We start from the raw sequence: 18,470 nt of genomic DNA, 5'->3' as shown, positions 1-18,470 counted from the left end.
GCCGTCATCCGGCCGCCGCCGGCGGGGCCGGCCTGCCGCCCGCGTCGAGGTAGGACTGCGGCGGGTTGAGGCGCTGGCCGGGGAAGCCGCCCTTCTCGTACTTGAGCAGCTTCTTCGCCTTCTCGGGGTCCGTCTCGCCCTCGCCGTAGGCCGGGCAGAGCGGGGCGATGGGGCAGGCGCCGCAGGCGGGCTTGCGGGCGTGGCAGATGCGGCGGCCGTGGAAGATCACGTGGTGCGAGAGCATCGTCCAGTCGCTCTTGGGGAACAGCGCGCCGACGGCGGCCTCGATCTTGTCGGGCTCGGTCTCGGCCGTCCACTGCCAGCGCCGCACCAGCCGCTGGAAGTGCGTGTCCACGGTGATGCCGGGCCGCCCGAAGGCGTTGCCGAGCACGACGAACGCGGTCTTGCGGCCGACGCCGGGCAACTTGACGAGGTCTTCGAGGCGGCCGGGCACCTCACCGCCGAACTGCTCGGCGAGGGCCTTGGACAGCCCTATGACGGACTTCGTCTTCGCCCGGAAGAACCCGGTGGGCCGGAGGATCTCCTCGACCTCCTCCGGGACGGCGGCGGCCAGGTCCTCGGGGGTGGGGTACTTGGCGAACAGCGCCGGGGTGGTCTGGTTGACCCTCAGGTCGGTCGTCTGCGCGGACAGGACGGTGGCGACGACCAGTTGGAAGGGGTTCTCGAAGTCCAGCTCGGGGTGGGCGTACGGGTAGACCTCGGCCAGCTCGCGGTCGATCCGCCGGGCCCGGCGCACCAGCGCGGCGTGCGACTCGCCGCCGGGGGGCGCGACGGCTGCCGCGGGCGCCGCCTCCGCGACCGCCTTCCGCGCCGGAGCCGCCTTCTTGACGGCGGACTTCTTCGCCGGTGCCTTCTTGACGGCGGTCTTCTCGGCAGCGGGCTTCTCGGCCGACGCCGCGTTAGCAGCGGGCTTCTTGGCCGCCGCCGTCTTGGCCGCGGGCTTCTCGGCCGGTGTCTTCTCGGCCGACGCCGTCTTCTTGACGGGCGCCTTCCCGGCCGTCGGCTTCTCCTCGGCGGGCCCCTTCCCGGCCGCCGCCGTCCTTGCTGCTTTTGCCGGTTTCCTTCCTCCGTCGGGCGCTTGTTCGCCCACGGCGGAATCACGACGTACAACCACCCGCGCAGCCCCCTTGGCCTGTGCTCTCACCGCGATTTGGACACCCGGCCAGCCTAGAGCCCGGCACTGACATCCGCTCCTGAGCCGGGAGATCGGACCCCGATTGGACCCCTGCCGCGTACCTCAGCACACCAGTGCGGCATCCTTGTGACAGATCACACTGTTTGGACCGTCCGGCAAAATAAGGAGCACGGTCCCTTGGCAAGTGGGGGAAAACATCCCCTGAGCAGGACGACAAGGAGAGTACTCGTGGACGACGTTCTGCGGCGCAACCCGCTTTTCGCGGCGCTCGACGACGAGCAGGCCGCGGATCTCCGCGCCTCCATGAGTGAGGTGACCCTCGCGCGTGGCGACTCGCTTTTCCACGAGGGCGACCCCGGTGACCGGCTCTACGTCGTCACCGAGGGCAAGGTGAAGCTGCACCGCACGTCCCCCGACGGCCGCGAGAACATGCTCGCCGTCGTCGGTCCCGGCGAGCTGATCGGCGAGCTGTCGCTGTTCGACCCGGGCCCGCGCACCGCGACCGCCACCGCGCTGACCGAGGTGAAGCTGCTCGGCCTCGGCCACGGCGACCTCCAGCCCTGGCTCAACGTTCGCCCCGAGGTCGCGGGCGCCCTGCTGCGCGCCGTCGCCCGGCGGCTGCGCAAGACCAACGACCAGATGTCCGACCTGGTCTTCTCCGACGTGCCCGGCCGGGTCGCGCGCGCCCTGCTCGACCTGTCGCGCCGGTTCGGTGTGCAGTCCGAGGAGGGCATCCACGTCGTCCACGACCTCACCCAGGAGGAGCTGGCCCAGCTGGTCGGCGCCTCCCGCGAGACGGTGAACAAGGCGCTGGCCGACTTCGCACAGCGCGGCTGGCTGCGCCTGGAGGCGCGGGCCGTGATCCTGCTCGACGTGGAGCGGCTCGCCAAGCGCTCCCGCTGACCAGCTGACTCGCTGACCCGCGCCCCTGATCACTCGATCACCTGATCACTTGATCACCACCACCTGATCACCCCGGATCGTGTCCGGGAACTCGCCCGGACCCGCCCCGCGGGCGCCGGGCGGGCCCGGCTTGGCAGAGTGGCCCCATGGCTGAATCACCGCGGCCCCCGGCCGAAAGGGCCCCCTCCGGAGGGCTCGATGCCCGGCGTGGCGCCCCGGAAGGCGTCCGAGGGGGCGTCAGAGGGCTCGACGCCCAGGGGTACATCGCCCGTGAGGGCTCCCTCGCGCGCGTGCCGGACGCGTTCAGGCCGGCCGTCGCGAGCGCGCGGGACCGGATCCTGGACGCCTTCGGGACCCGGCTGCACAGCGCCTACCTGTACGGCTCGGTGCCGCGCGGCACCGCCCGCGTGGGCCGCTCCGACCTGGATCTGCTCGTCGCCCTGCGCGAGGAGCCCACGGACGCCGACCGGGAGACCGCGCGTGCCGTGGACGCGGCCGTCGACCGGGAGTTCCCGCAGGTCGACGGCGTCGACACGCTCGTCCACAGCAGGGCGCGGCTGCTGAGCGACGACGAGACGTACGACCTCGGCTGGTTCGTGGCCTGCCTGTGCACGCCGCTGCTCGGCGACGACCTCGCCGAGTACCTTCCGCGCTACCGCCCCGACAGCCGCCTGGCCCGCGGGACCAACAGCGACCTGGCGACCCTGCTGCCGGGCTGGCGGAGCCGCGTCGAGGCCCTCGAAACCGCCGCGGCCACCGGGGAGACAGGGGAGCCCGGGAAATCCGGGAAGCCCGAGGAACCCGAGGACACGGACCGGGCGCGACGGGCCCTGGTGCGGTCCCTGTCCCGCCGTCTGGTGCGCACCGGGTTCACGCTCGTCATGCCCCGCTGGAACGGCTGGACGAGCGACCTCTCCGAGATGGCCGAGGTCTTTGGGACGTACTACGAGGACCGGGCCGGGGAGATGCGCGCGGCGGCCCTGCTCGGCGCCGAGCCGGACGGCGATCCCGCCGTGCTGCGGCACTACGTCGACGACCTCGGCCCCTGGCTCGCCGCCGAGTACGCGCGCGTGCACGGAACCGGGACACCCCAGGGTCCGTCCTGACGGCTGACGGCTGACGGGCGACGGGCGACGGGCGACGGGCGACGGGCGACGGGCGACGGGCGACGGGCGACGGGCGACGGGCCCTAGATGATGCCGTGCTCGCGCAGGTAGTCCAGTTGGGCCCGTACCGACAGTTCCGCCGCGGGCCACAGGGCGCGGTCGACGTCCGCGTAGACGTGCGCGACGACCTCCGCCGGGCTGCCGTGGCCGTCCTCGACCGCCGTCTCCACCTGGGCGAGCCGGTGCGCGCGGTGGGCGAGGTAGAACTCCACGACGCCCTGGGCGTCCTCCAGGACGGGCCCGTGGCCCGGCAGGACGGTGTGGACGCCGTCGTCGACCGTGAGGGAGCGCAGCCTGCGCAGCGAGTCCAGGTAGTCGCCCAGACGGCCGTCCGGGTGCGCCACGACCGTCGTGCCGCGCCCGAGGACGGTGTCGCCGGTGAGGACCGCGCCGTCGGCCGGGAGGTGGAAGCAGAGGGAGTCCGAGGTGTGGCCGGGGGTGGGCACGACCCGCAGTTCGAGGCCGCCGACGGTGACCACGTCCCCGGCGGCGAGTCCCTCGTCCCCGAGCCGCAGCGCCGGGTCGAGGGCCCGCACCTTCGTGCCGGTCAGTTCGGCGAAGCGGGCGGCGCCCTCCGCGTGGTCGGGGTGGCCGTGGGTGAGCAGGGTGAGCGCGACCCGCCGGCCGGCCCGCTCCGCGGTGTCCAGGACGGCCCGCAGGTGGCCCTCGTCCAGCGGGCCGGGGTCGACGACGACGGCGAGGTCGGAGTCCGGCTCGGCGAGCAGCCAGGTGTTGGTGCCGTCCAGGGTCATCGGCGACGGGTTCGGCGCCAGGACGTTGACCGCGCGCGCGGTGGCGGGCCCCGAGAGGACTGTGCCGCGGGGCCGGCCGGGAAGGGCGCTTGCGTCGGTCATGCGGAGGCTCCACCGGTGGGCAGGTCGGTCGGGATGCGCCGGGTGAACTCGTCGTGTCCCGGCCAGGTCAGCACGATGCCGCCGCCCGCGCCGCCGGCCGCGTCTTCGATGCGTGCCCGCGCGAGGACCGGCGTGAGGTCGCGGGCGGGCGCCGCGGCGAGGGCGTCGGCCGCACAGCCGTAGGGGATCAGCTGGCGCAGGGTGGCGATGGTGGGCGGCATCATCAGCAGCTCGCCGCGCTCGTACCCGGCGGCGGCCTCCTCGGGGCGGATCCACACGGTGCGGTCGGCCTCCGTGGAGGCGTTGCGGGTGCGCTGTCCGGGCGGGAGGGCGGCCACGAAGAAGAACGTGTCGTAGCGGCGGGACTCGAACTCCGGGGTGATCCAGCGGGTCCAGGCGCCCAGCAGGTCCGAGCGGAGCACCAGCCCGCGCCGGTCGAGGAACTCCGCGAAGGACAGCTCCCGGTCGACCAGGGCCGCGCGGTCCTCCTCCCAGCCGGCGCCGGTGGTGTCGCCGACCACGGTGTCGGGGGTCTCCCCCGCGAGCAGGACGCCGGCCTCCTCGTACGTCTCGCGCACGGCGGCGCAGACGATCGCCTGGGCGGCGACCTCGTCGACGTCGAGCCGTCGCGCCCACCACGCGCGCGTGGGGCCCGCCCAGCGGATGCCGCGCTCCTCGTCGCGCGGGTCGACGCCGCCGCCCGGATACGCGTACGCGCCTCCGGCGAAGGCCATGGAGGCGCGTCTGCGCAGCATGTGGACGGCGGGTCCGGCGGCCGGGTCGGTGGCGGCCTGGCCGGCGTCCTTGAGGAGCATGACGGTGGCGGCCCGCTTGGGGACGACCGGGGTGAGCGTGCCCCGCGCGAGCGCGCGGATACGTTCCGGCCAGTCCTGCGGGAACCACTGCCCATTCGCCATGGGCGGAGGCTATCCCGTGGCGCGCGAATGTTCGAGAGGTGGCAGGAGCGGGGCGACCTGAGCAGCCGCCGCGCCCTTCTCCCCGACGGGTTCCCGCGCCGTCTCCGGTGCGAGTCCGGCGCGGGTCCGGTACGGGTCCGACGCGGGTCCGGTACGGGTCCGACGCGGGTCCGGTACGGGTCCGACGCGGGTCCGGTGCCGGTTGTGGCCCTGTCCGCGGCGCGTGCGGGCGCGGTCCTGCCGGTGGCACGGGCGGGCGCCGCCCTGTCCAGGGCGCTGGGTCGGTTCCGGCCCAGCCCATGGCCGCGGCCCGGCCCAGCCCACGGCCGCGACCCGTTCACGGCCGCGGCCCGTCGACACGGTCGGCTCCGTCGACGCGGTCGGCTCCGTCGACGCGGTCGGCTCCGTCGACGCGGTCGGCTCCGTTACGGAACCAGTTCCACCTGGATCTCGATCTCGACCGGCGCGTCCAGCGGCAGCACCGCGACGCCCACCGCGCTGCGCGCGTGCACGCCCTTCTCGCCGAGGACCTCGCCGAGCAGTTCGCTCGCGCCGTTGACGACACCCGGCTGGCCGGTGAAGTCGGCGGCGGAGGCGACGAAGCCCACGACCTTCACCACGCGCGCGACGCGGTCCAGGTCGCCGGCCACGGACTTGACGGCGGCCAGCGCGTTCAGCGCGCAGACACGGGCGAGGTCCTTGGCCTCCTCGGCGGTGACCTCGGCGCCGACCTTCCCGGTGACGGGCAGTTTGCCGTCCACCATGGGCAGCTGGCCCGAGGTGTACACATAGCCGCCGGAGCGCACGGCCGGCTGGTAGGACGCCAGCGGCGGCACCACGTCGGGCAGGGTCAGCCCCAGCTCGACGAGCCGCTCCTCGACGGCGCTCACGCCTTGGCCCGCTTCAGGTAGGCCACCAACTGCTCGGGGTTGGGGCCGGGCACGACCTGCACCAGCTCCCAGCCGTCCTCGCCCCAGGTGTCCAGGATCTGCTTCGTGGCGTGGACGAGCAGCGGCACGGTCGAGTATTCCCACTTGGTCATACGGGCGACTCTAGCCGCTGCCGGCGAGGGCTCGGGCGCCGCTGTCCCCGCGGGCCGGGGCAGCGCCCGCGGGGAGGTTATCCACAGCCTGACGCGTGGTTGGCACACGGACTGGTTAGGCTCGAAGGCGTGAGCAGGCTCCAGGTCGTCAGCGGCAAGGGCGGGACCGGAAAGACCACGGTCGCCGCGGCTCTCGCGTTGGCTCTCGCGACGGAGGGGAAGCGGACGCTTCTCGTCGAGGTCGAGGGCCGCCAGGGCATCGCGCAGCTATTCGAGACGGAGGCGTTGCCTTATGAGGAGAGGAAGATCGCCGTCGCGCCGGGGGGCGGGGAGGTGTTCGCGCTCGCCATCGACCCCGAGCTGGCGCTCCTCGACTACCTCCAGATGTTCTACAAGCTGGGCAGCGCGGGGCGGGCCCTGAAGAAGCTCGGCGCGATCGACTTCGCGACCACCATCGCGCCGGGCGTGCGGGACGTCCTGCTGACCGGCAAGGCGTGCGAGGCGGTCAGGCGCAAGGACAGAGGCGGACGGTTCGTCTACGACTACGTCGTGATGGACGCGCCCCCGACCGGCCGCGTCACCCGCTTCCTGAACGTGAACGACGAGGTGGCGGGCCTCGCGAAGATCGGCCCGATACACAATCAGGCGCAGGCCGTGATGCGGGTGCTGAAGTCGCCCGAGACGGCCGTGCACCTGGTGACGCTGCTGGAGGAGATGCCCGTCCAGGAGACCTCCGACGGCATCGCCGAGCTGCGGGCCGCGCGGCTGCCGGTGGGCGAGATCATCGTGAACATGGTCCGCCCGCAGGTGTTGGACGCGGCAGACCTGGAACTCGTACGGGAGGTGCCGCGCACCGCCGTCGCCCAGGCGCTCTCCGCCGCGGGTCTCGGCGGGGCCAGGCGCGGCGGCAAGGCGGAGCAGCTGGTGGACCCGCTCCTCGAACAGGCGGCCGAGTACGCGGAGCGGCACGCGCTGGAGCACGAGCAGCGCGCGGCCCTGGCCGAGCTGGGTCTTCCGCTGCGCGAACTGCCGCTGCTCGCCGAGGGGTTGGACCTCGCGGGCCTGTACGAACTCGCCACCGAGCTGCGCAACCAGGGGAAGTCATGAGTCCACAGCCGGCGCAACCCGACGACAGCGCGCGCCACCGTATCGCCCCCGCGCGCGTGCTCGACGTCGATCCGCTGATCGACGACCCCCAGACGCGGATCGTGGTCTGCTGCGGCTCGGGCGGGGTCGGCAAGACGACGACGGCGGCGGCGCTGGGGCTGCGGGCGGCGGAGCGGGGCCGCAAGGTGGTCGTCCTGACCATCGACCCGGCCCGCAGACTCGCGCAGTCCATGGGCATCGACTCGCTGGACAACATCCCGCGCCGGGTGAAGGGCATCGACGACACGGCCGGCGGCGAACTGCACGCCATGATGCTCGACATGAAGCGCACGTTCGACGAGATCGTCGAGGCGCACGCGGATCAGGAGCGGGCCGCGGCGATCCTGTCGAACCCCTTCTACCAGTCGCTCTCGGCGGGCTTCGCGGGCACGCAGGAGTACATGGCGATGGAGAAGCTGGGGCAGCTGCGGGCCCGCGACGCGTGGGACCTGATCGTCGTCGACACACCGCCGTCCCGCTCGGCGCTCGACTTCCTGGACGCGCCCAAGCGGCTCGGGTCGTTCCTGGACGGCAAGTTGATCCGGGTGCTGCTCGCGCCCGCGAAGGTCGGCGGCCGGGCCGGGATGAAGTTCCTGAACGTCGGGATGTCGATGATGACCGGCGCGCTCGGCAAGGTGCTCGGCGGGCAGTTGCTGAAGGACGTGCAGACGTTCATCGCGGCGATGGACTCGATGTTCGGCGGCTTCCGCACCCGCGCCGACGCCACCTACAAGCTGCTCCAGGCGCCCGGCACGGCGTTCCTCGTGGTCGCGGCCCCGGAGCGGGACGCGCTGCGGGAGGCCGCGTACTTCGTGGAGCGGCTGGCCGCCGAGCGCATGCCGTTCGCCGGTCTGGTGCTCAACCGCGTGCACGGCAGTGGCGCCGACCGGCTGTCGGCCGAGCGGGCGCTCGCCGCCGCGGAAAATCTTGTGGAGTCCGGCATTGTGGATCAGGACGACGGGAAAGCTGGACTTCGTAACGCTCCCGATAATGCTCCCGATAACGGTCCCGATCCGTACGACGGTTCAGACTCCGCCGCCGGTTCGGACCCCTCCACCGGACCAGGACCGTCCGCCGGTTCGGACTCCACCGCCGGTTCAGACTCCGCCGCCGGTTCGGACCCCTCCACCAGATCAGAACCGTCCGCCGGTTCCACGCACCCCGTGGACGACGATGCGGGCCAGGGTGTCGACCGGCTCACCGCAGGGCTGCTGAGGCTGCACGCCGAGCGGATGCGGCTGCTCTCCCGCGAGCTGCGCACGCGTGGCCGCTTCACCGCCCGCCACCCCGAGGTGGCCGTGGCGGAAGTGGCCGCGCTCCCCGGTGATGTGCACGACCTCGCGGGGCTGCGGGACATCGGTGACCGGCTCGCGGCCAACCGGTCGGAGCGGTTCGACGCCGCCGACGGCTGAGCCGGGAGCTGTGGTGGGTGGCCGGTCCGAGGGGTGACCTCAGCCGACCGCCGCGTAGTTCTCGTAGATCTCGTCGTCGTCGAGGGCGATGATGCCCGCGCCGCGCTCGTACTCCGTACGCGCCGTCTCCAGGAGTCGACGCCACGAGGTCACCGTGGGCCGCCGGCGCAGCAACGCGCGGCGTTCCCGCTCCGTCATGCCTCCCCACACGCCGAACTCGACGCGGTTGTCCAGCGCGTCGGCCAGGCACTCGGTGCGTACCGGACATCCGGTGCACACTGCCTTGGCCCTGTTCTGCGCCGCTCCTTGAACGAACAGTTCATCCGGATCGGTAGTGCGGCAGGCGGCCTGCGCACTCCAGTCGCTTACCCAGCCCATACCGGCGCCGTCCTCTCCCGAATCGAGGCTCCCCCACGGCGGCAGCGGCATATTCACCGCCGCCAGTTGAGGACGTTACGGAAGCCGGGGACACGGCAACACCCCCGTCGGGCCCAATCTTGAATGGCCCGAACGGACTATGGGTAAGCGGCAGATCACCCGGGGGAGTGAGCTGGCGACATGCGTGATCATCCCGGCATACCGGGACGTTTCTCATGAGTCGCAACGGACGTCAGGTGACACACAAGGCGGATTCGGACACGCCTTCCCCAGAAAATGAGGTACGCCCGGAACGATTCGGGGTCGCCGGACGTATGGATACGTGGTCCTACTTCTGTGACAGTTGAGAGCAGCTTAGGCCAAGGCATATACGCGTGTCCGGCGAATGAGAACGTAGGCTGCCCCCATGCCAAAGAAGCGTTCGGGCGGTGGTCTGTCTCCCACGCAGCAGGCCGCCAAGTTCCTCGGTGTCAGTGTGCTCGCCGGTGCCGTCCTCGCCGGTATCGCCCTGCCCGCCTTCGGCGCGCTCGGGCTCGCGGCCAAGGGGTCGGTGGAGAGCTTCGACGAGCTGCCCGCCAACCTCAAGACCCCGCCGTTGAGCCAGCGCACCACGATCCTCGACGCGGACGGCGGCCAGATCGCCACCGTCTACTCGCGCGACCGGACCGTGGTGTCGCTGAAGGACATGTCGCCGTACGTGCAGAAGGCGATCGTCGCGATCGAGGACTCGCGCTTCTACCAGCACGGCGCGGTCGACATGAAGGGCGTGCTGCGCGCCCTCAACAAGAACGTGCAGAGCAGCGGGGTCGCCCAGGGCGCCTCGACGCTCACCCAGCAGTACGTGAAGAACGTCTTCGTGGAGGAGGCGGGCGACGACCCGACGAAGGTCGCGCAGGCCACCCAGCAGACCCTCGGCCGGAAGATCAAGGAGCTGAAGTTCGCGATCCAGGTCGAGGAGGAGCTGGGCAAGAAGAAGATCCTCGAGAACTACCTGAACATCACGTTCTTCGGTGAGCAGGCGTACGGCGTCGAGGCCGCGGCCCAGCGCTACTTCTCCAAGCACGCCAAGGACCTGAACCTCCAGGAGTCGGCGCTGCTGGCCGGCATCGTCCAGTCGCCGAGCCGGTACGACCCGGTCAACGACGAGGAGGAGGCCACCAAGCGCCGCAACACCGTCCTCCAGCGGATGACGGAGGTCGGTGACGTCTCCAAGGCGGAGGCCGACAAGGCGATGAAGGCGCCGCTCGGCCTGAAGCCGAGCCGTCCGAAGAACGGCTGCATCACCGCCGTCAAGGGCGCCGGGTTCTTCTGCGACTACGTGCGCCAGGTGTTCCTGACCGACCCGGTCTTCGGCAAGACCGCCGAGGCCCGCGCGAAGGTCTGGAACCAGGGCGGTCTGACGATCCGTACGACGATGGACCCGCAGGCGCAGGAGTCGGCCCAGGAGTCGATCAAGAGCCACGTCTACAAGAGCGACGACGTGGCGACCGCGGCGACCATCGTGCAGCCGGGCACCGGCAAGATCCTGGCGATGGGCCAGTCGCGGCCGTACGGCATCGACATCAAGGACCACCAGACCACGATCAACCTCTCGGTCAACCAGAGCATGGGCGGCGGCGCCGGCTACCAGCCCGGTTCGACGTTCAAGCCGATCGTGGCCGCCGCAGCCCTGGAGGGCGGCACCCCGGCGAGCCAGTCGTACTCGTCGCCTTACGAGATGGACTACCCGAGCCCGGTCTCGATCTGCGCGGGCAAGAGCTGGCGCAACGACCCGAACAACCCGGCCAAGCTGACCAACGAGGACGAGTCGGAGCACGGCCCGTACTCGATGAAGGAAGCGACCGCGAAGTCGGTCAACACCTACTACGTGCAGATGATCAGCGACATCGGCATCTGCCCGGTCGTCGAGCTGGCCAAGAAGATGGGCGTGAGCCGGGCGGACGGCAACAAGATCGTCCAGGCGCCGTCGATCGCGCTCGGCACCCAGGAGATGTCCCCGTTGACGATGGCGAACGCGTACGCGACCTTCGCCTCGCGCGGCATGTACTGCACGCCGATCGCCATCGAGTCGATCTCGCAGACCGTCGGCAGCCAGAAGAAGTCCCTCCAGGTGCCCAAGTCGACCTGCTCGCGGGCGATGTCGCCGACCACCGCCGACACCGTCAGCACCCTCCTGAAGGGCGTGGTCGAGGACGGTACCGGCCAGCAGGCGGGTCTCGGCAGCCGGCCGAGCGCCGGTAAGACAGGTACCACGGACAACCGTTACGCGGCCTGGTTCGTCGGCTACACGCCCAACATGGCGGGCGCGGTCTGGGTCGGCGACCCGACCCACAAGCGCCGCATGATCGGCATCAACATCGGCGGCATCGGCTACGACAAGGTGTACGGCGGCGAGGTGCCGGGCCCGATCTGGCGCGACATGATGAACGGCGCCCTCCAGGGCAAGCCGGCGCCCGACTTCAACCTCGTCAACATCCCGGACGGCGACAGGAACAAGGGCCGCGGGAACGACGACGGCAACAACGGTGACAACGGCGGCAACGGTGACGACAACGGCGGCTTCCTCGGCGGCCTGCTCACCGGCGGCACCGGCACCGGGGGCAACGACAACGGCGGCGGCAACAACGGCGGCGGCACGGACGGCGGGAACACTTTCCCGACCCCGTCGTTCTCCCTCCCGGAGGGCCTTTTCCAGGGCAACGGCAACGGCAACGGAAATGGGAACGGGCATGGGGGGAGGCGGGGTTGAGGGTCGGCGGTGTTGAAGGTCGGCGAGGTTGAGGGTCGACTGGGTTGAGGGACGGTGGGGTTAAGGGTCGGTGGGGTCGCCTCCGCGGAGCGGCCGGTGCGGCCGACCCGCGAGTGACCCAGGGGCCAGCGGCCAACGGCCAACGGCCAGGGGCCCCGCAGCCCAGCGGTTGCCGTCGCGGTTGCCGTCATTCATGCAGCTGAGCGGGCTTTCGGCGTAAAAGCGCCAGCATGACGAGAAGGGGCATTCCCCCGGCGAAGGGCGTGACATATTCACGTCCGGCACTTTCGCCGGGGAGCCCCTTTTTTCGTTGTCACCGCTCTTGCTTTCGCCGTCACCGCCCTTGGAGAAGAAATGCGACTCAGGTCCCGATTCGCTGTCACGCTCGGCGCGTTGTTCAGTTCCCTCGCACTCGCCGTGGCCGCCCCGAACCCGGCCAGTGCGACCGCGCTCGCCTGCTCCGGCTTCGGCTGCGACGGCCACGACCCGAACATCCAGACCTGGCAGTCGGGCCCGGTCACCACCTACGGCAAGGACCTCGGCAACTCCTTCTACTCCGAGCTGCGTTGGGGCAAGACGGACGGTGACCAGTACGGCTGGACGCGGCTGCAGTACATCAGCGGCTCGGGCGCGTCCAACTGGACGCTCTACGTGCAGCGTTGCACCAAGGACCACTCCACCTGCTACTGGCGTCTCGGCGCGACGAAGGGCGGCGCGGCGGCCTGGACGGCGAAGGTGGCGGGCACGGCCAACACCTACGTGACCCGCACTCCGATGTACTACAACCCCTCGACGTACGAGGTCAGGGCGTGCGTGGAGGACCCGTCGGGCAACGAGCAGTGCACGGCCTGGTACTAGACGACCGGGGCCCGCAGCGCGCAAGGGGCGGACGGGGTGACGTGATCGGTCACCCCATCCGCCCCTTTGCTGTCGTTTGACGAGCTTTATTTGCCTGTTCGCTTCGGCAACCGATTTCTAGGATGTCGGGTGAAGAACAGGTGAGAGACCGCGGGGGAGGGCGAGTTGACGCCGGGAATCGAGACGGGACGGGCACAGCTCGAAGCGAGCGACCAGAGGATCCTGCACCTGCTGTACCGGGGCCTGGACGACGCGTCCGTCGCCCGACACCTGGGCGTGGGACACCGCACGGTCCAGCGCAAGGTACAGCGACTGATGGAACGCCTCCAGGCCAACGGGAGAGTGGCACTGGGCGCCCGCGCGCAGGAACTGGGGTTGCTGGACGGCGGGGAGGCGGGGGCGGGCGGGGCGGTGCGATCCGACGGGGGCGGCTCAACGGGGGGCAATTCGAGGGCGATTCGAGGCTGACGGCGACGGCAGCGGCAGCAACGGCAGCAACGGCGTTGGCCGTGGCTCCGGTTGAGGATGGAGCGGCGGGCGCCGCCGTGCCGTCGGTCGTCATCGCCGTCGTATCGCCGTCGTATCGACGACGACTTGGAGTGGATGGCGTCGGCTGCCGGTGGCGTCTCGCGGGGTGATGCCGTACCGCTGTCGACGGAGACCCGCCGCCGGGGCCGGGCCTGTGGTGGGGCGGGTCCCCGGCGGGAGCCGTTCAGAGCAGGTCAGAACCGGCCAGAACGGGTCAGCCGGCGAGGTGCTTCTTGACCGCCGCGGCGACCCGGCCGCCCTCCGCCAGGCCGGCCACCTTCGGGTTCACGATCTTCATGACGGCGCCCATGGCCCGCGGCCCCTCGGCACCGGCCGACCTGGCCTCCGCCACGGCCTGGGCGACGATCGCGTCCAGCTCGTCGTCGCCGAGCGGCTTGGGCAGGTACTCGGCAAGCAGCTCGCCCTCCGCCTTCTCGCGCTCGGCCTGCTCGGTACGGCCGCCCTGGGCGAAGGCCTCGGCGGCCTCACGGCGCTTCTTCGCCTCCTTGGTGATCACCTTCAGCACCTCGTCGTCGGAGAGCTCGCGCTTCTCCTTGCCCGCGACCTCCTCCTTGGTGATCGCGGTGAGCGTCAGCCGGAGCGTGGAGGAGCGGAGCTCGTCACGCTCCTTGATCGCGACGTTGAGGTCTGCGTGCAGCTTCGACTTGAGCGTGGTGGTCATGACCCCGATTGTCGCAGGTGCCGCGCCGCGGGTGCCCCTTCATTTAAAGGGGACGGGCAGGACGCACCAGACGGTCGGTGGGGCGTCGACGTCCAAGGGGCGCTGGGGCGTGGCTCATCCGGTGGATCTGACACGATGGAAGGATGCGCGCGCGATACGGAGTACCTCTGTCCATCGCGGCGGCTGGCGCCGCCGGTGTGTTGTACGCGGCGGGCTTCGAGGCCCGCTCCTTCCGCTTGAGGCGGGTGACGATCCCCGTTCTGCCGACCGGGATGCGCCCGTTGCGTGTGCTCCAGGTCTCCGACATCCACATGGTCGGCGGCCAGCGCAAGAAGCAGCGCTGGCTGCGTTCGCTGGCCGGGCTGCGTCCCGACTTCGTGATCAACACCGGCGACAACCTGTCGGACCCGGAGGGCGTCCCCGAGGTCCTGGACGCGCTCGGCCCGCTGATGGAGTTCCCGGGCGCGTACGTCTTCGGTTCGAACGACTACTACGGGCCGAAGCTGCGCAATCCCGCCCGCTACCTGCTGGAACGATCGAACGGCCGCTTCGGCCTGAACGGCAACCCGCCGGCCACCGGCGTGATCCACAACCCGTGGGAGGACCTGCGGGACGGTTTCGACGCGGCGGGCTGGCTCAACCTCACGAACACCCGGGGGACGCTGAAGATCGAGGGTGTGTCGCTGGAGCTGACGGGACTCGACGACCCGCACATCAAGCGGGACCGGTACGCGCAGGTGGCCGGCGGCCCGTCCGGCGCGGCGGACTTCTCGATGGGCGTGGTGCACGCGCCGTACCTGCGGGTCCTGGATTCCTTCACGTCCGACGGCTATCCCCTGGTGCTGGCCGGCCACACGCACGGCGGGCAGCTGTGCATCCCCTTCTACGGCGCACTGGTCACCAACTGCGACCTGGACACGGACCGCGTGAAGGGCCTGTCGTCGCACAGCGCGGAGGGCCGAACGGCGTACCTCCACGTGTCGGCGGGCTGCGGCACCAACAGATACACCCCGGTCCGCTTCGCATGCCCCCCGGAGGCGACGTTGCTGACGTTGGTGGAGCGGGGGTAGGGGGCGGGGCGGGGGTCTGAGGGCTGGGGGCCGGGGCTCGGAGGCCCAGGGGCCGGCGGGCTCACGATCTGGGGGTTGGAGCAGGGGCCCCAGGCGCCGAGGGGACAGAGGTTCCTGAACCCCCGGGGTCCAGGAGTGCGGGGCCCGAGCGGCTCAGAGGCCCGGGCTCCATGGGTCCGTGGGTCCGTGGGTCTGTCGGGCTCAGCCTCCCGGCCCGGGGGTCAAGGGGTCAGGGGGCCCTGGGCACAGAGCCGGAGCACCGAAAGGTCGCGGCACGAGGAAGCCGCCGCACGAAGGCAGGAGCACCGGAAGGGTGTGCCCCGAGGCAACCAGGGCACAGGGAAGCCGGGGCACGGAGTAACCCACACAGCCCACCCATATCGCCCATTTCACCCCTCCTGCTTAGCGTGAGGGCATGACCGCCCCGATACCGAGGGACATCCCGGATATTCCCGCAGTTCCGGGCATCCCCGCGCTGCTGCCCCTGCCGGTTCCCGCGTCCGCGGTGATGGCGCCCGTACGACGCCCCCTGGCCGCCGTCTTCCGCGCGCTGATCGCCTTGGCGGCAGTGGCGGGAGTGACGATCGAGCTGGTGCTCGGCAGTCCGGTCCGGGTGCTCACCTACTTCGAGGTCCAGTCGAACATCCTGCTGGCGCTGGTGTTCGCGGCGGCGGCCCGCAGGGCCTGGTCGGCACGCCGTCCACTCCCGTCGGCCCTGACGGGTGCGATGCTGCTCTACGTCGTGATCGCGGGCGCCGTGTACCACCTGGTGCTGGCGGACGGCACGATCCCGTTCACGATGACACCGGGACCGACGGGCTCGACCGGGTGGGCGACCGTGGCGAACCAGCTCCTGCACACGGTGACGCCAGTGGCGGTGGCGCTGGACTGGCTGCTGCTGACCCCACCGGGCCGGCTACGGATCCGGCAGGCGGCGCCGTGGATGCTGTATCCGCTGGCGTACCTGATCGTGTCGCTCACTCGAGGAGAGCTGATCCTGCCGGGGACGCGGGGCCGCTACCTCTACCCGTTCCTGGACGTCGACCTGCACGGATACAAGAGCGTCCTGGCCAACGCCCTCCTCCTGGGGCTGGCCTTCTACGCCCTCGCGGTCCTGCTGATCGCCATCGACCACGCCCGCCCGAAGCCCCTGCGCCACCGCGGCAAAACCGGATTTCGTCTCTAGCCACCGGTGGGCTAAAGTAAACGACGTCGCAGAGAGACACCGCGACATCGGGGTGTGGCGCAGCTTGGTAGCGCGCTTCGTTCGGGACGAAGAGGTCGTGGGTTCAAATCCCGCCACCCCGACAGTTAAGTAGCAGATCAGAGGGCCCTCACCGGATCGGTGAGGGCCCTCTGGCGTTGTTGTGTGTCTGACTGCGTGACTATCGCTTCCTGAGCGTCTTGGCGTCTACGGCTTCCTCGGATCGGCCCCAAAAATGCCGTCCATGACGACGGCGCCGGTCTGGATCACAGGCCGGATCTGCTTCCGGTAGACCTCCTCGGTCACGGCCGTTCCGGAGTGGCCGACAAGTCGGGAGATCTCCTCCAGGGGCACACCTCGGTCGGAGAGCAGGGACACGAAACTGTGCCGCAACTCCCGAGGTGTCCACTCGGCCTCGTCGACCCCGTCGACGTCCTTGAGCGCCGCGCGAAAGGCACGGCGGACGTTGGCAGCGTCGAGCGGCTTGCCGACGGCGGAGGAGAAGACGAGGCCGTGTTCCTCCCACTTGTCGTCAGCGGCAAGCCGATCCCAGCCCTGATCTCCGAATTGCTGCCAGAGGGCTTCGACGCAGCGCGCCGGCAGGGCGAGCGTGCGCCGGGACTTCCGGGTCTTGGTGCCCCCGGTGCGCCGGACAGAGCGCCAGACGGCGATGTGGGGAGGCTGCGGCGGGTCCATGTCGGGACGGCCTTTCAGGAAGACGTGGTCCCAGGTGAGGGCGCACAGTTCTTCAGTCCGGGCCCCGGTCAGCAGCGCGAGCACGATATACGCGTGCATCGAAGTTCCCTCGGCGCCCTTGAGCACCGCCTCAGCCTGGGCGAAGGTGAGCGCCTTGGACGGCCGCCCTGCCTGCCCTTGAGGGACCGAGCACAGCTCGACGACGCTGCGCTTCACCTTGTCCCGCGCCATGGCTCGCTTGACAGCGCGGTTCAGGTACGAGTTCCGCCACCTCGCCCACGAACAGGACAACAGGCACGAGCCGTTCGCTCTCGGGCAGGCCCCAGATGTCCGAAGTGATCTCCTCGTCTGCGGTGCCGGGGGCGATGCCCTGCCGGGCCCTGATCAGGTCGTATCGATCCCCCATTTCCTTGACCAGGACCGGCAGCAGCTCGGCCGCTTCGTCCGGGTCGGTCGCCAGCGCGGAGAGCCGGGAGGCGAAGGGTGCCAGCTCTACGCCGCGCTTGCAGTCGATGCCGACGAGGGCGACAGGCCGAGTCGCCAGGCGGGAGACGAGATGTCGCAGGTACATGGACTTGCCGGACAGCGTGGCGCCGAGAACGAGTTCATGGGGTACGGCGCGATAGTCGCGGACGAAAGCGGTCGCGTCCTCCCGCAGAGCCACCGGCACCCGCAGAAGCCCGCTGTCGACTCGACGAGGCCCGCGCACCTTGCGTAGGACGTCGTAGCCGACGAGCCGAAGTTCGACGACGCCAGGCTTCGCATCCCGCACGTACACGGCGTGAACACCCCAGGCGTGCCGCAGCCGTTCGGCCGAAGCAACGAGGTCCGCGGGTTCCTGCCGGGGAGCGAGTCGCAGCCGTACACGCAGGCCGGTCTCGTTGGGTCGGATCACTCCGCGATGCGGGGGACCCGGCCGCACCTCCCGCCGGGTAGTCGCCCGGACCGCCAGGGCCCGCCACCGGGACGGCTCGACGGTCAGCCCGCAGGCGTCCATGGTCGCAGAGTACGAGGCCAGCAGCCGGGCCAGCGAGAGCGGCAGCCCGACCGTGGACCAGTACGCCGCCGACTGGGCGTGCCGGGCGTAGGCCGCGCCGCCTATCACGGCAAGCGGTCCGCCCAGCTCGGCCAACGTCGCCAGGTCGGTCACGTCGATCAGCGCGCCTGAGCCATCTGGAAGGCGCCGGGCATGACGGCCGTGGCGCGGTAGGCGATGCCGTGCCGCTCATGCCCGTTGAACACGCTCTGCCAGGGCCGGGCAACGAGCCCAGGCAGCGAGACCGGGGCGCCAACGGTCAGACCGTCCGTCACTCCGGCCTCGGGGATGGCGATCTGGATCAGCGACGACTCACCCTCGTCGATGTAGACGACGCCGATGGTCATCAGCGCCTCACCGCTCACGGCGTCCCGCCGACCGACTACCACCAGGCCGAACCAAGTCCTCAGCTGAAGAAGCGCCGCAAAGTCTTACTGTGGGTCTTCTTGGCCGTCCAGATCTTGTTCCTAACCTGGGGGATCGCGGGTGCCGCCAGCGGCAGCGGCACACCCGAAGGGTGCCAGGGCCTGACTGGCGATGACCTTGATGCGTGCAACGACGCCAGCGACATCGGAACCACCATCGGCGTGGGTATTGTCGTCGGCTTCTGGGTGACTGCCGATTTCACCCTGGGTTTCACCTACGTGATCTAACGGCTCGCCGGCCGACGCAG

General features: G+C 70.7%; 17 protein-coding genes, 1 tRNA gene and 3 pseudogenes. 11 read left to right on the top strand and 10 right to left on the bottom strand.

The window, feature by feature from the left end:
• Window positions 1–4: 4 nt before the first annotated feature.
• Window positions 5–1,111, bottom strand: a complete 1,107-nt coding sequence (gene nth, locus DDJ31_RS21135) for an endonuclease III (protein ID WP_127178758.1) — start codon at window positions 1,109–1,111, stop codon at window positions 5–7.
• Between the two features lie 273 nt (window positions 1,112–1,384).
• Between nth and DDJ31_RS21130 the strand changes: the two genes are divergently transcribed.
• Window positions 1,385–2,059, top strand: a complete 675-nt coding sequence (locus DDJ31_RS21130) for a Crp/Fnr family transcriptional regulator (RefSeq protein ID WP_093836439.1) — start codon at window positions 1,385–1,387, stop codon at window positions 2,057–2,059.
• Between the two features lie 290 nt (window positions 2,060–2,349).
• Window positions 2,350–3,165: a nucleotidyltransferase domain-containing protein gene (locus tag DDJ31_RS21125; protein ID WP_431027583.1), complete on the top strand. Its 816-nt coding sequence runs from the start codon at window positions 2,350–2,352 to the stop codon at window positions 3,163–3,165.
• 83 nt (window positions 3,166–3,248) lie between these two features.
• Here DDJ31_RS21125 and DDJ31_RS21120 read toward each other — a convergent pair whose 3' ends face one another.
• The 4 genes from DDJ31_RS21120 to DDJ31_RS21105 all read right to left on the bottom strand — a co-directional run bounded on the left by DDJ31_RS21120 (window position 3,249) and on the right by DDJ31_RS21105 (window position 6,038).
• Window positions 3,249–4,079, bottom strand: coding sequence for an MBL fold metallo-hydrolase (locus DDJ31_RS21120; RefSeq protein ID WP_127178760.1), 831 nt, complete (start codon window positions 4,077–4,079; stop codon window positions 3,249–3,251).
• On the bottom strand, window positions 4,076–4,996 hold the full coding sequence (locus DDJ31_RS21115) for an NUDIX hydrolase (RefSeq protein ID WP_127178761.1): 921 nt from the start codon (window positions 4,994–4,996) through the stop codon (window positions 4,076–4,078). The genes DDJ31_RS21120 and DDJ31_RS21115 overlap by 4 nt, the downstream gene beginning before the upstream one ends.
• A 425-nt stretch (window positions 4,997–5,421) precedes the next feature.
• A complete protein-coding gene (locus DDJ31_RS21110; protein ID WP_127178762.1) occupies window positions 5,422–5,886 on the bottom strand; it encodes a RidA family protein in 465 nt (154 codons plus the stop codon).
• A complete protein-coding gene (locus tag DDJ31_RS21105; RefSeq protein WP_093836435.1) occupies window positions 5,883–6,038 on the bottom strand; it encodes a DUF4177 domain-containing protein in 156 nt (51 codons plus the stop codon). The genes DDJ31_RS21110 and DDJ31_RS21105 overlap by 4 nt, the downstream gene beginning before the upstream one ends.
• Window positions 6,039–6,167: 129 nt before the next feature.
• Between DDJ31_RS21105 and DDJ31_RS21100 the strand changes: the two genes are divergently transcribed.
• Complete coding sequence (locus tag DDJ31_RS21100) at window positions 6,168–7,145, top strand: ArsA family ATPase (RefSeq protein ID WP_127178763.1); 978 nt, start codon at window positions 6,168–6,170, stop codon at window positions 7,143–7,145.
• Window positions 7,142–8,596 carry an ArsA family ATPase gene (locus DDJ31_RS21095; RefSeq protein ID WP_127178764.1) on the top strand — a complete coding sequence of 485 codons (1,455 nt, stop codon included), beginning with the start codon at window positions 7,142–7,144 and terminating at the stop codon, window positions 8,594–8,596. The genes DDJ31_RS21100 and DDJ31_RS21095 overlap by 4 nt, the downstream gene beginning before the upstream one ends.
• Before the next feature lie 39 nt (window positions 8,597–8,635).
• Here the strand turns inward: DDJ31_RS21095 and wblA are convergent, their stop codons facing one another.
• On the bottom strand, window positions 8,636–8,974 hold the full coding sequence (gene wblA / locus DDJ31_RS21090; RefSeq protein WP_171481003.1) for a transcriptional regulator WblA: 339 nt from the start codon (window positions 8,972–8,974) through the stop codon (window positions 8,636–8,638).
• Window positions 8,975–9,380: 406 nt separating this feature from the next.
• Here wblA and DDJ31_RS21085 point away from each other — a divergent pair, with 406 nt between their 5' ends.
• From DDJ31_RS21085 to DDJ31_RS21075, 3 genes are all read left to right on the top strand, one after another.
• The gene (locus DDJ31_RS21085; protein WP_127178766.1) at window positions 9,381–11,723 is read left to right on the top strand and encodes a transglycosylase domain-containing protein; all 2,343 of its coding nucleotides are present in this window, start codon (window positions 9,381–9,383) and stop codon (window positions 11,721–11,723) included.
• Between the two features lie 393 nt (window positions 11,724–12,116).
• Window positions 12,117–12,581: a hypothetical protein gene (locus tag DDJ31_RS21080; RefSeq protein ID WP_240678124.1), complete on the top strand. Its 465-nt coding sequence runs from the start codon at window positions 12,117–12,119 to the stop codon at window positions 12,579–12,581.
• A gap of 165 nt (window positions 12,582–12,746) precedes the next feature.
• Window positions 12,747–13,049 (top strand): LuxR C-terminal-related transcriptional regulator, encoded by a 303-nt coding sequence (locus DDJ31_RS21075; protein ID WP_240678125.1) that lies wholly within the window; start codon window positions 12,747–12,749, stop codon window positions 13,047–13,049.
• Between the two features lie 274 nt (window positions 13,050–13,323).
• Here DDJ31_RS21075 and DDJ31_RS21070 read toward each other — a convergent pair whose 3' ends face one another.
• Window positions 13,324–13,791 carry a GatB/YqeY domain-containing protein gene (locus tag DDJ31_RS21070; protein ID WP_127178768.1) on the bottom strand — a complete coding sequence of 156 codons (468 nt, stop codon included), beginning with the start codon at window positions 13,789–13,791 and terminating at the stop codon, window positions 13,324–13,326.
• A gap of 143 nt (window positions 13,792–13,934) precedes the next feature.
• Between DDJ31_RS21070 and DDJ31_RS21065 the strand changes: the two genes are divergently transcribed.
• The 3 genes from DDJ31_RS21065 to DDJ31_RS21055 all read left to right on the top strand — a co-directional run bounded on the left by DDJ31_RS21065 (window position 13,935) and on the right by DDJ31_RS21055 (window position 16,169).
• On the top strand, window positions 13,935–14,861 hold the full coding sequence (locus DDJ31_RS21065; RefSeq protein ID WP_127178769.1) for a metallophosphoesterase: 927 nt from the start codon (window positions 13,935–13,937) through the stop codon (window positions 14,859–14,861).
• Window positions 14,862–15,276: 415 nt separating this feature from the next.
• Complete coding sequence (locus DDJ31_RS21060; protein ID WP_127178770.1) at window positions 15,277–16,047, top strand: Pr6Pr family membrane protein; 771 nt, start codon at window positions 15,277–15,279, stop codon at window positions 16,045–16,047.
• A gap of 48 nt (window positions 16,048–16,095) precedes the next feature.
• Window positions 16,096–16,169 (top strand) — tRNA-Pro (locus DDJ31_RS21055).
• 103 nt (window positions 16,170–16,272) lie between these two features.
• Here DDJ31_RS21055 and DDJ31_RS21050 read toward each other — a convergent pair.
• The 3 pseudogenes from DDJ31_RS21050 to DDJ31_RS21040 form a co-directional block, all read right to left on the bottom strand.
• Window positions 16,273–17,025, bottom strand: a pseudogene (locus DDJ31_RS21050) (site-specific integrase); the annotation flags it as partial.
• Window positions 17,021–17,911, bottom strand: a pseudogene (locus tag DDJ31_RS21045) (FtsK/SpoIIIE domain-containing protein); the annotation flags it as partial. The pseudogenes DDJ31_RS21050 and DDJ31_RS21045, both read right to left, overlap by 5 nt.
• Before the next feature lie 5 nt (window positions 17,912–17,916).
• Window positions 17,917–18,171 (bottom strand): annotated as a pseudogene (locus DDJ31_RS21040) (SCO3933 family regulatory protein); the annotation flags it as partial.
• Between the two features lie 72 nt (window positions 18,172–18,243).
• Here DDJ31_RS21040 and DDJ31_RS21035 point away from each other — a divergent pair.
• Window positions 18,244–18,450: a hypothetical protein gene (locus DDJ31_RS21035; protein WP_127178771.1), complete on the top strand. Its 207-nt coding sequence runs from the start codon at window positions 18,244–18,246 to the stop codon at window positions 18,448–18,450.
• Window positions 18,451–18,470: the final 20 nt, after the last annotated feature.

This window comes from Streptomyces griseoviridis (assembly GCF_005222485.1).
GTDB lineage: Bacteria > Actinomycetota > Actinomycetes > Streptomycetales > Streptomycetaceae > Streptomyces > Streptomyces hintoniae.
The sequence above is the reverse complement of the archived record's forward strand: the minus strand, read 5'-3'. Positions and strand labels throughout refer to the sequence as shown.